This is a genomic window from Metallosphaera javensis (ex Sakai et al. 2022) (assembly GCA_021654415.1).
Lineage (GTDB): Archaea > Thermoproteota > Thermoprotei_A > Sulfolobales > Sulfolobaceae > Metallosphaera > Metallosphaera javensis.
Genome location: AP024487.1, coordinates 2,452,717 through 2,464,819, shown reverse-complemented (window position 1 = coordinate 2,464,819; position 12,103 = coordinate 2,452,717). Strand labels below are relative to the sequence as shown.

The following is a 12,103-nucleotide window of genomic DNA, read 5'->3' as shown; positions in this document are numbered from 1 at the left end:
AAGGCTCACGCCTAGGCTACACCTCAAACTCAGGAGGAAGTTCAGCGTGATCTAAATCAGCTTGACGTACCCTATGTTCCTCCTCCACGTCTTGAACGATCCGTTCTCCAGTCCCAGAGCCTTAACCTCCCTTATCATGACCTCCGTGTCCCATCTGTTCTCCCATGTCGTGATTATCTCCTCAGGGGATATGGACAGTCGGTAGAGAAAAAATACCCTCGGAGAGTGTCCGGATTGAGAAAAATTCAATGAGAAATTATCTGGAGATGATAGAATTTTTGTAGAATTATGGAGTAATATTTGAGTGGGGAGAACGGATATCATACCATGAACACCCAAGTTATCCAACCACTACGTGGTGATGTCCGTTCCCGGTAGAAGATATACGTCCATCTTGAGGTTGAGTTCGCCAACTTCCCAGACGTAAGAGGCTGTCCAAGAAGGGGCTTAAGCATGTGAACAGGGAGTTTCAAGGAACACGGTATTTTCCTACACCCCCGCGGTCTCCGGAAATATCTTTGTCCCTACGTGGAGCGCTTCGAGAGAGTATCCGGAACGCACAAAATTCGGCTTATTTCGATAGAAAAGTATAGATAAATAAGTTGAATTAAGTAGTCACCTTAATTCCATGGAAGGCCCCAGTGACTTTACGTTATTCCTGGCACCTTAAACTAAAGCTTTGCTCTAATTCCGCGAAAAACCTAGAAACTCAATGGCTTCTCGTTGAATTTTTCTCAGTCCGGACAGTCTCTCGATACTTAGAGGCACACCGGAGACCCTACGCGAGAGCAAGGCCAGGAACGAGGCCTTCGTCTACGTGATAGCCATCACGTACAACATGGTCCACTTCCTCTCCATCCAGAGGAGGACTCCTCCTCACCTGCGGGCAGTGCAGTTCCCCTGACGTCCCAGGACGCGAAGGGTCAGGGTGAAGTGTTAATGACGTATTAAGATTTACTCTTAGATATAAATTGTATAAAATTATTTAATCCTTTTCTAAGGTGTGAGATTGATATGACTGATTAATATATTGATATGACTGATTAATATTATGTACTATTGTCAAATAAGCCGAATTTTATGTACTCCGGACAGTCTCTCGTGAGCCCCGTGAGCTCCAACCTGCCCTTCAGGCTCACCTGCTACAGCATGGCAACTAAGAGCTTCCTTAACACGTCAGCCCTGATCTTCAGTTCCTTGAACATCGCGTACCACAGATCCCTCTCGTACATTGACGCCTCCTTCAACCTCCTCAGCCGTCTCTCCAAGTTCATTATTCAAAATTTGTATTAGCATCCCAAAAGATTTTTAACTGGGAAGAGTTTCACGTCGATTTCAAGAAAACCCTAACTATAATAATCGCGTGCACTATTTAAGATATCTCACCCAACGCCAGGCTTAATAACTTTAGATTAAAATCCTGTTTGTGAATAACTTACCTGTTATTTCTGTCATCATTACTGTATATGAGAGGGATAAATTCTTAAAGGATGCGTTAAACAGCGTATTGAACCAAACGATTGATAATGACAAATATGAAATTATAGTGGTTGGAAAGTTACAAAATAAGGAAATACTAGAATTCTTGAATAAAGAAAGAATAACTTTCATCGAGAACTGGGAGAAACCAATTGGCCCAAAAATAGTCGATGGAGTTATGAAGGCAAAGGGTAATATTATTTCCCTACTTGAGGATGATGATCTTTTCCACGCAGACAAACTGGAAATAGTCCTGGAAACTTTTTCTCAAGATAAAAGCCTTGGATTTATGTCTCATCCATTACATATTATAAATGAAAAAGGAGATCATAATCCCTTATCCAATATTGGATACAAAAGTGTGTATATTAATAAGGGCCTTCCTGATAGGAAAGAAAAGTTTTTCAAGGCATGGCAGCAAGGATCAAAAGCCAGATACACGTCTTCAACGGTTAGTATCCTGAGAGATATATTGCTCGATAATGTGAACTTCCTACGTCAGGTAAACTTCTCTCCAGACTCATTCTATATATTTGCATCCTATAAATCTAAATATAATATGTATTATAGTGAAAAAAACTTAGGAGACTTTAGAATGTCCCTGACATCTCTCAGTAAAAATATAGCTAATCTGGAAAATTTCATTCAACATAAAAGAATGTACTCATTTCACTTTTGTGTAGATTATCTTAATTATAATCAGATGTTAAAGGATACTGATTTGGCAAATTTTATTATGGGAGCATCTATTTTCCATAAGATATACTATAATATATTTAACAAAGATAAAATCGATGAAAGATGCAAGCTTGGACTAATGGATATGATCAGATGGGTAATTGGATTTCAAGACTACCCCTTAAAACATTGGTATAATAAATTCTATCCCTTTATTTCTAAGATGCCTTGGCCAATACGTGAACAGTTTATCAAGAAAAGTTTCGAACGTCATAAAAAGGGATATTTATCTTTACTGGAGGCATAAAATAACTGAATAATAATTCCTCCTAAGGTTTAATCTGCCTAGCTGTTAATGAAATATGATACCTTAGATAATGTTATGGGGCCATTCAGGTCTTCATTGCGAATTGAATTCTAGTTCCTTCATTTCTCATTATTCAATGTAGGATTAATTGAGTGGAAACGTCTAGATCGTAAAGAAAACGAAAAGTATATGAATATTATTCAATTCTTGTAAAAAATTATCCAAAATGTTGTAGTTATCGGCGATGGCCCAGACGATCTGGGTTAGCCTGTGGGGCGTGTGGCACTTGCCGAACCTCCTCCTCTCCACCAGGGAGTTGAAGGACTCCACCAGGTTGTTGGTGGAGAGGAGGCGCTGAAGTTCTTGAGGAAGGGAGGTGAAGGAGAGGAGACCGCGTTCCACCAGTTCCTTGATCCTGTCAGGTAACTCGGCGAGCAGGCCAGACACGAGGAGGTCGACCTCCTTCCTTTCGTCGCGGTCTAAGCGCCTCTTGACGTGGTTGAGGCAGAGCTGCCTCTTCGCGTCTATTCCCGAGAGCTCAAGCGCGGAGTCCACGGACCTGACCATGTCCGCAACCACGAGCTTGAAGTTGAACTTCCTCCACACCCTTGCAAAAAGCCTCCAGTAACTCCTCGCGTCCTCCTCCTTAGCCAGGAGGAAGTCCAGCACAGCCTTCCTACCCTCGCGCGTGACGCCTGTCACCAGGAGGACTCCCTTCCCTCCCCTGAGCTTGACCCACTTCCCGTCAGCTATCACGTACTGGAAGTCTCCCTCAACCTCAAGCTCAGGGGTCCAGAGCCTCGCGTTCATCTTCCCTCCCAGCACTGAGTAGAACGTGAGCAGCTTCCTGAGCACATCTTCCTCCTCCCTCAGCAACTCCCTCTCAACCCCCGTCCTCACCCTCCCCTTCCCGTCGTACATCACGGGCAACCTCACGCTCATCCACCTGAGCCTGTACTCAATCCTCCTGCCCTCCATCACCACCGAGAAACCAGTTAGGAACCTGTACCTCGCGTATCCCCTCCTCTTCAGCCTCTTCCCCCTCGCGTACCTCGGGCTTACCTCCTCCACCTCCCTCATCGCTAGCTCCTCCACCTCCTCAACAGGTTTATTTATGAGCCAGTGCTTAGGAAATACGGGGTCGAACACTAGTACTTAGGTAAAGTTTTTATCTTGGTATTACTAATATAGAATGTGGAGGAATTAGAGAAGGCTTACAGGGAGGAAAAGAATGCTAGGATAAGGCAGAGAATACTGGGGGTGAAGATGTACCTCGTGGACGGGTTCAGGGAGTACAGGGTGGCCGAGGTCCTCGGGGTTTCGTACTCAACGGTGAAGAAGTGGGTCGCGAAGTACAAGAGGGGAGGGGTCGGAGCGTTGAGGGATAGGCCAAGGTCGGGTAGGCCCAGGAAGTACTCCAGCGAGGAGGTGAAGAAGGTGCTGGAGACAAGTCCCAGGGAGCTGGGATACAACCTGGAGGGGTGGACCATGAGGGCGCTGAACGCTGAGCTGAGGAAGAGGGGGATAGTTTACAATAGGTATCACCTTTACAGGGTAGTGCACCAGCTGGGGTACGGTTTCGTGACGCCCAGGCCGGTGAACGCCAGGGCCGAGGTGGAGAAGCACCGCGATTTTAAAAAAAGTGAAGGAACTGATGGGACGCAGGATAGCGTTCTTCGATGAGACAAGGGTGGTGGTGGGCACCACGGTGAGGAGGTGCCTCGCCAGGAGGGGTTCCAGGCCCAGGATCAGGGTGAACCTGGGCTTCCAGCACTTCTACGTCTTCCTCGCCCTTGACGCCATTTCAAGGAAGGTGCTGTACGCCCTCTACAACTCCCTCTCCAGCAAGAACATGAAGAGCTTCGTTTACAGGATGGAGAGGAAGTGGGGCAGGGAGACCAAGTACCTCGTCCTTGACAACCACTCCTCCCACAAGACGGGGGCTATCCTGGACCTGTTCAGGAGAAGGGGAGTGAGACCCGTTTTCACCCCAAAGTACTCGCCAGAGCTAAACCCTGTGGAGAGGATCTTCAAGGACCTGAAGTTCCACCTTGCGAACAGGTTCTTCAACAACGTGGAAGAGGCAAGGGAGGAGGTGAGGAGGTTCTTCGAGGAACATCACGATCAGTTTAATCTTGATGTGGTCCAATATCTGGATTTAGATGAAATAGAGGTAGAAAACAATGGATAAAAACTTCCACAAAGTACTAACGATGTGTACCAACTCCTCCTGGAGTTGGTACGCGGGTTCGATAGTTAGTTTGCTCATGGTATGACATCGTGTTCGGCCCCCTTAAAGTATTACTGAAAAATGATAGATTGATTTTGATCATCCCACGTAGATTAACTAATTACAATTCGCAATGGAAACCTGAATCGCCCATGTTATGGATTCATCGGTTCTCTATAGATATTTGGTGATATTATCAGCGATGTTATGGTAAAAGGATTTCTTGTATAATTCGGCTAGAGATGTAAAGTTATTTTTCGGTTCAAGCATTAAATGTACTCAGACTTAAGCTTCATTTTAGACGGCCCTATGCATTACATTTTCCCGATAGAATCGAAATTAATGACCACAACAATGTCTGAGTATAAGGTTGATTTCCTGCTCTGTAACTCTTTCCCATGAACTATGATGTAAAATGAATTTTTCTAGCTTGCTATTGCCCACCAGACCCTTAGCACTCATTGCTCTGCGTAACTCATTAGCCATAGCTTCGTAGTCAAATTCCCTAACCAAGGTAACTCCTGGAACACCGTCATAGGCGTATCTTATACCGGGTATGGCATATGCTATTACTGGGGTATTTACGGCTAGAGATTCCAATATCACCAGCGCATTAGTATCGTCATGAGATGGATAAACCATAACTTTGGCTGAGCTAATAATCTTGTATTTCTCCTCTCCCTCAAGGAATCCTAAATATTCTATTTTATCTAGAACCCCATATTTTTTGGCAAGATTATTAAACTTGTTAAAATCAGATTTGAACCTACCCATAATCTTTAGATTGATCCTATTGTCTCTCAGTCTCCTCATTATCTTTACAAGATCAAATATTCCTTTGCTTGGCTCCAACCTAGCCGAGACGAATAGTGCGTAATCGTCCTTCTTCTCTCTCCGATACTTTGTTACCGTCTGCTCGATTGCAAATCCTGGATCTAATATTATATGATTTGTGGGTAAACTACCTACTACTCCCTCTATTGCTACTTTGTTTACTCCCGCTACAAAGTCTGGTGGATTGGCTCTCATTATTTTTATAGCCTTCTCCCAGTAATTAGAAATAAGAATGTTTTTTGGGAGAGATCTAACAAAACCCTCCTGGCCTATTCTGGACTTATATCTTGAGTATGAAAGGGTACCCATATGGAGAGGAGCAATATATCCATTGATTAGAATTCCATATTTTTTACCAGTCAACTTTGCCATAACAGCTACATCGGGTGACACGAAGTTCGGCGCAAAGAGATAATCCATCATCATCAGCTCGGCGCTGTAGAGTTTGCTTATTTCCTTTAACAACCTAAAATCAAGGAAATTCCAAAGATATTCTCTACTAGTAATAGTTCTATCGACAAGGTATTGAAATTGTGAGGTTAACATGATGCCCTCCTTTTCTAACTCTTTAACTTTGTTTATCAAACGGCTTCGATCTTCATCATTATGTATTTGAAGATACGTGTTTAGTGTAGGAAAGAGATAAATTTCAAATTCGCTCCTAGCTCTTTTTATGAATTCCCTAATATGACGCTCAGCTCCTCCTTCACTTATGTTAGTAAGGGAAAATGTAATAACACCAAGTTTCATGGAATGAGATCTATACAACAAAATATTAAACTAAATCTGGTAAACCCTATTGAGTGAATAAGCGTTAGGAAAACTTAATCATAGCAGGATCGATTAGAGATTTCACAATATTTAACATACATTAAGTTATAAAACATTATCACATCTTCTATCTGTGATTACATTCAAGAGATCATGTGTCTTAACATCGCCTACAACTCCTACAACCAAATAATGAATAAAGATTAATCAATAAGAACTTTTTCAAGATAAAAATCTTGATTAGCTATTAGATCTCAATAAATATATTTATCATATAATCCAAAAAGGGCTTAACATCAACAAACATAAACAAAATTGAACCTAAACATCATATAGAGGAAAAGTGGTTTAAAAAAAGGTTAGCTTATCTTTCTAAAGACAAGTATTAGAACCACAATCGAGATAATAATTGCTATAATGCTCACAGCCAGTGCAATATCTACAGTTCCAGATAGACCCGAAAGTGCATTAACTCTGCTGTTGAGCGTATTGTATTCGCTGGATAGAGTGGAGACGGAACCCTGAAGACTTGCCACCGTTCCATTTAACGTAGATACGGTGTGACTTAAGCTTGAGACTGTGCCGCTTAGACTTGACACTGAACTACTTAGGCTGGACACGGTATTGCTTAGGGAGCTTAATTGAGACTCTAGGGTCTGAATGGTGGAGTTGAGACTTGCAATTAGAGCTTGCTCGTTAACGTTCACTGTCAAAGGTAGAGTGATAGTGTTAGACTGCATTCCGGAGTAGGTGGCCTGAATAACTAGATCAGTCTCATACTGAACATTGGGAACCGAGATGGTAATCACGTAGTAACCGTTCATGTAGGTTGCATTGTACATCGTGCCATTGTACATGGCAGTTACAGTGGCAGTGCTGACGGGCTGGCCCGCGAATGTCACCGTACTCATTAAGGTTAGTGTGGTACCTCCAGTCATGGTTATGCCGGTTCCGCTTGTGAGATCCTTGAGGTTCACGTTAGGCGAAGTGGCGCTAACAACCTGCAAGGCTAGCTCCTGAACCTGCACTGTTATCTTGAATGAGTAGGTGTTGGGTGCTGTCACAGTAATGTTCTCACTGGTAGCGGAGTAAGGAGATGGAGGAACTACCTTTAAGGTATAGGTTCCTGTAGGCAAGTTCAAGACCGCCTGTCCTGAGGCGTTAGTTGTGGCAGTTACACTATCCGCAGTAACTGTGACGCCCTGAACTGGAACACCCTGTGGGTTAACCACTAACACGTTAACAGTAGCAGTCAAGGGTAGGAACTGGAAAGTTGTGGAGTTGGTGAATCCCGTAGACGTTCCAACCTGGACAGTGTAGGTTCCAAACGGAAATGTTGAGCTCTGCTGTGTGGGGAACGTGAAGGCCTTCAGTGAATAATCACCGTTAGATCCGCTGGTCGTTACGTTAGAGTAAACTGCCTTTCCCTGAGGATTATATATGGTGACACCCACCTGAGTGTTAGGAGAAGTCACACCAGAGATAAATACTGTCTGTCCAGGATGATATACTGGCTGAGTAGTTACTGTTATTGCAGGCGCTGATCCCATAGATAATAATGGAACTACCAGAAAGGATAAAAGAATCAAGGGAAGAAGATTATACTTCATGATTAATCACCCTTTACTATAAACAAGGAAAAAATTAACTTGCCGTGACAACCTCGGTCAGTCCTGGGTTGTAGGGTATGCTTAACAGGTTATTCTGGAACGGTATGAAGGTTATAGTGTAGTTACCCGGCATTGTGGGTGTGAACAGTATACCCAGCTGAGTGCTCTGTCCTGGTGCAAGACTAATCTGTGCAATGGTCTCGGGTTGTACCGGAGTATTGTTAAGTAGAACTTCCACAGTACCGTATATGGTCTCATTCACATTACCGTTGTTAGTCACGTTGAACAACAGGCTATAGGACTTCCCTACTTGCATGCTGGTCACGGGAGTACCATTACTCAGTATCGTGAAGTGAGATACTAACACACTCAACTTTATGACTCCTACATAGAAGTAGGAGCTGGCCTTCATCCTCAACTGTTGCAATAGTCCTTGGGTATTGTAGTAGCTTCCCTCAACCAAATTCATGTTAACTAAGACCTTGTTAACTACTCCCGAAGAAGCCGATATTTCGCCCGGAGTTCCTGGTCTGTATACAGTGGGTTCAACAACCTTCAACAATCCTGTGTAGTACGGAGTTGAAATTGCCACACCACTCACTATCTTGGTCATCTGGGTTAACGTTAGTGTGGTAGTTTCACCATTTGCGGTGTTTATGATAGTAACATTAAATGTTGTTCCTGCGCCAGGAATGTGGGGGTTATTCACAGCATCCGGTGCATATACGGTAATGTTGACCAGTTCACCTGCAGTTGTGTTGGGGAATGGAACGGCGCCGCTTGGTGACTGAGTTATGTTATTGCCGTTGAAGAACACCGAGATGACAGGAGGTACCAGACCATTAATTTGCAACTGAGCTACTTGACTGGATACGCTTGGAACAGCATAGGCGGATACTAGAGAAACTGTACCAGTTCTTACATTGGGCACTTCAACTACATGGATTGCGTATACGTTATGAGTGACCGTAAGTAGATCAGTCAGATTAACCGCTATGGGTATTCCATAACTTCCTGGTGTACCATTCCATAAGGTCATGGGTGTCTTTATGACCCATATGGTATTATTGTAGTAGAAGGACGTGTTCGAAGATGTTACGAGCTGAGTCGAGGTAACTAGCTGTTGGGATTGCTGAGTTGTGATTGTCGAGATTATGCCCTCTAATATTTTATGACTAGCTCCCGCGGTTGTATAGTTCCCTGCAGCTGGATGAGTCAGCAGGTTAAACAGTGGAGACTGAAGCTCAATCTCCAGAGTAGCGAAGGGAGACGCTGGGGATGGGTTCAGTATGCTCACATTTACGCTTTCAACATTTATGGATATGGACTGCTGCTGGTAGTATGGAGTGGGACTGGAGGTACTGGTTGGGCCTATGGTGGCGTTAGCATTTACAAGGACAACGGATCCAGGAGCAACTGTTTCGCCAGGAGAGGTAATTATGGAGGTAAGGTTGCCAGACGAGACTACGCTAGAATTACCTAACACTATGGTTCCTCCGAATACTGGAGATCCAGGTGATACTTCCTTAAGGGTTACTGGAGACACATTAATGTTGGGTTGACTACCAGGTCCAGCCCAGGATGCAAATTGTGCGTAAATTGTTAGGGACCCAGTAAACTTCATATTATTTGCTTCCACTAGTCCAGGACTGCTTACGGAAACATTAACGTATTGACCTGGGTTGGCAGTTGATTGACTGACAGTCAATGTGAAGGGTGAAGGTTTAAGTATGACTGTAGCATTTACAGTAGATTGTGAAGACGGAGACACGTACTTAAATACAATTATGCCTCCATTCACAACATTCTTTAAGTTGGTGATATTTTGGCCATTAATTTCAAACCAATAACCATATTTGTTACTAACTACTGTATAGTACAGCTGAGTAGTGAAGAGACCACTATTTGCTGCAGTCTCAGAGACAAACGTGGTAGTGTATCCTACTGAATATCCGTTGGGCTTCTCCACTATTATTGTTAGGTTAGCTTCAAGAGAAGAAGATGGAACGCTTTGAGCATACAGAGTATCGGTGACGTGAACTGAGATATAGTGCTTCTCCGGAATTACGTTGTAGGGAAGTGGTGGAAGATATGCAGTTTCTGCAGAGGAGAATGAGGTTGAGGTGGGAGTCTCCACCGCTATAACTGGCGCAACTGTTGTGAACTTGTAGGTCACGCTCAGGGTCTGTGCCGTAAATTCATCATATATCTTGAACGTCAGCTCGGTGTTTGAGGGTATGAAATTCAACTTAAGGAATTTATGTATGAGAGTGCTGGGAATGATAACTAGGAATGTTCCGTTACCATTTGCGGATGATAAACGTGTGATACCTAGACTGTTAAGATTCCCTGTAATAGGTGTGCCGTTAGGAAGAACTGCGGTTACACTATCCGTGGCGACCAAGGCATTACTGTATAGGATATTATTACCGCTAACAACTAATGTGGTAGCTGTACCTAGCGCTAAATAGAACTCGTTGTACGCAAATTGTATTACAGGAGTTACATTACCTAGTGTGACTGTACCCTCTGGCACCAACTCTGCCGTCTCCGGAGTTATCTTAGATGGTGTAGTTAAGACTCTCGGCATAGTGGAGCCTAGATAGTAGAATGATGCACCCACATCGTTTGTTGCATTCACAAGAATAGTTGTATTGCTGAAGTCGTAGGGCGGAAGATAGATCGTTATGGTATATGACGACGACTCTTGTATGCTCACGGTCTTGTTGATGGTTAACTTTACCGTTGCCTGGAAAACACCTGAACCGGGTGCAGACTCGTTTAACATAACAAATGTGCTATAATATGACTTCCCTGATTGACCTACTAAGGATATTCCTGCCATTATTTGCTTAGAAGTACTGAAGTTCGAGATGTTGTCAAAGGCGTTTACCGCTAACGTTGCAGAAGACGTTGTAGAAACGCTGAAGGATTGAGGAGTTGTCTCTTTTATCGTTCCAGTTAACATAACATTATTTGAGTCGTTCAAATAATCCTCAACTGTTATTTCTATAGGTGTGTTGGGGGTAAAGTAGTGATCTCTTACGGTCAGGTTGTAATAGTCTTTGTAGGTTGCATTTGATGGTAATGTAGTGTTAGCATTGGCAATAATGGCGAAGCTACTATTAGTAACAACAGAGGAAGCCCACACAGTTAGGTTCCCATTATATACCCCTCCATAGCCGAACAGAGCTAGAGCATTAGGTATTGGATTATCTGTCACTGTGACATTAACATATTTACCGGTCAAAATAGCAGGATAGGTCACATTAACAAAGGTATAGTTTGTTGTTGAGGAACTATGTACATATCCTACACCATACACCTCAGTATGCGTTACAGTAAATCCTCCATTATTCCCTACCAGGGGATCTGCTTGCATCACGCTGCTATTAAATAGCATCTCCCAAGTGGAATTAAGAGGTGCCTGCGTTGGCACTGAAACAAGACCTGGAGTATAAGAACTCATTTGTACCAAATAGTTCTGGAGGGTCACACTGGCACCAGTTGAATACTTAACCTGAATTGTTTTTGAACCACTAAAAGCAGCAAGGTTAGCCACTTTAGCCTCACCATTTTTACCTATAGTGTTGGTACTGTTCACTAAACTAAATGGTAAATTACTGGGCAACTTGAAATACCACTGATTACCTGACTTGGTTAGGTAAGAATTTGTAAGAGTAACATAATTACTAGGAATGTAGGCTGCTTGACCTGATGACGTAGTACCAGTTGGTATGGCGATAAAGAACCAGAAGAAGTGCTGTCCATTTTCGACATAGTAAACTGATCCATCCAACGATGTCAAATTAAGAGTAGTAGCAACTCCATTAATAGTTCCAGTTATTGATAAGTTTCCAAGAACATACTTGGCACCTGTTCCTGTCTGTGGCACATTTGGATTGTAAACTGATACCAAGATAACCTGATCAGGGCCGATCCAGTAACTGTTAGCAGCTATAGTTACTCCAGATACTGTAGAGTATGGCTGGGCTAATGGGAATATCCCTGAAATGAACGACCCCCCCATTAAAACCACGAGGAGGATAGAGACATATCGTATTGCATTCATACATTTCACTGAATGACCCCTAATACGGAATAATATAAAAAACAATTGACTACAGTGGTATACACGCGTTGAGAAGATATTTGCAGAATCTAGAGCTAATGGACAGGTGGAAAAGTTGTGAA

Annotated in this window: 9 protein-coding genes; 3 read left to right on the top strand and 6 right to left on the bottom strand. The window is 43.2% G+C overall.

The genetic code is table 11. The features are described from left to right. Positions 1–51: 51 nt before the first annotated feature. Both QVC96_RS13820 and QVC96_RS13815 read right to left on the bottom strand, forming a co-directional pair. Positions 52–324: a hypothetical protein gene (locus QVC96_RS13820; RefSeq protein WP_238027327.1), complete on the bottom strand. Its 273-nt coding sequence runs from the start codon at positions 322–324 to the stop codon at positions 52–54. Between the two features lie 818 nt (positions 325–1,142). Continuing rightward, a complete protein-coding gene (locus tag QVC96_RS13815) occupies positions 1,143–1,274 on the bottom strand; it encodes a hypothetical protein (protein WP_255776321.1) in 132 nt (43 codons plus the stop codon). Positions 1,275–1,426: 152 nt separating this feature from the next. Here QVC96_RS13815 and QVC96_RS13810 point away from each other — a divergent pair, with 152 nt between their 5' ends. After that, positions 1,427–2,464, top strand: a complete 1,038-nt coding sequence (locus tag QVC96_RS13810; RefSeq protein WP_238027328.1) for a glycosyltransferase family 2 protein — start codon at positions 1,427–1,429, stop codon at positions 2,462–2,464. A 162-nt stretch (positions 2,465–2,626) separates the two neighbouring features. Here the strand turns inward: QVC96_RS13810 and QVC96_RS13805 are convergent, their stop codons facing one another. After that, on the bottom strand, positions 2,627–3,613 hold the full coding sequence (locus QVC96_RS13805; protein WP_425597960.1) for a transposase: 987 nt from the start codon (positions 3,611–3,613) through the stop codon (positions 2,627–2,629). A gap of 45 nt (positions 3,614–3,658) precedes the next feature. Between QVC96_RS13805 and QVC96_RS13800 the strand changes: the two genes are divergently transcribed. Together QVC96_RS13800 and QVC96_RS13795 are read left to right on the top strand one after the other, a co-directional pair. Next, positions 3,659–4,147 carry a helix-turn-helix domain-containing protein gene (locus QVC96_RS13800; protein ID WP_238027283.1) on the top strand — a complete coding sequence of 163 codons (489 nt, stop codon included), beginning with the start codon at positions 3,659–3,661 and terminating at the stop codon, positions 4,145–4,147. Continuing rightward, a complete protein-coding gene (locus QVC96_RS13795) occupies positions 4,119–4,655 on the top strand; it encodes an IS630 family transposase (protein WP_287688805.1) in 537 nt (178 codons plus the stop codon). The genes QVC96_RS13800 and QVC96_RS13795 overlap by 29 nt, the downstream gene beginning before the upstream one ends. A gap of 378 nt (positions 4,656–5,033) precedes the next feature. Here QVC96_RS13795 and QVC96_RS13790 read toward each other — a convergent pair whose 3' ends face one another. From QVC96_RS13790 to slaA, 3 genes are all read right to left on the bottom strand, one after another. After that, positions 5,034–6,278 carry a glycosyltransferase gene (locus tag QVC96_RS13790; protein WP_287689576.1) on the bottom strand — a complete coding sequence of 415 codons (1,245 nt, stop codon included), beginning with the start codon at positions 6,276–6,278 and terminating at the stop codon, positions 5,034–5,036. 380 nt (positions 6,279–6,658) lie between these two features. Further along, positions 6,659–7,909 (bottom strand): S-layer protein SlaB, encoded by a 1,251-nt coding sequence (slaB, locus tag QVC96_RS13785; protein WP_287689575.1) that lies wholly within the window; start codon positions 7,907–7,909, stop codon positions 6,659–6,661. Between the two features lie 34 nt (positions 7,910–7,943). Next, entirely contained in the window at positions 7,944–11,981 is a 4,038-nt protein-coding gene (gene slaA, locus QVC96_RS13780) for an S-layer protein SlaA (RefSeq protein WP_287689574.1), read from the bottom strand. Positions 11,982–12,103: the final 122 nt, after the last annotated feature.

Excerpts from the sequence above, each read along its gene's own strand:
- QVC96_RS13790 (WP_287689576.1), bottom strand. The coding sequence starts at position 6,278 with ATGAAACTTGGTGTTATTACATTTTCCCTTACTAACATAAGTGAAGGA.
- QVC96_RS13795 (WP_287688805.1), top strand. The coding sequence starts at position 4,119 with ATGGGACGCAGGATAGCGTTCTTCGATGAGACAAGGGTGGTGGTGGGC.
- QVC96_RS13820 (WP_238027327.1), bottom strand. The coding sequence starts at position 324 with ATGATATCCGTTCTCCCCACTCAAATATTACTCCATAATTCTACAAAA.
- slaB (WP_287689575.1), bottom strand. The coding sequence starts at position 7,909 with ATGAAGTATAATCTTCTTCCCTTGATTCTTTTATCCTTTCTGGTAGTT.
- QVC96_RS13815 (WP_255776321.1), bottom strand. The coding sequence starts at position 1,274 with ATGAACTTGGAGAGACGGCTGAGGAGGTTGAAGGAGGCGTCAATGTAC.
- slaA (WP_287689574.1), bottom strand. The coding sequence starts at position 11,981 with ATGAATGCAATACGATATGTCTCTATCCTCCTCGTGGTTTTAATGGGG.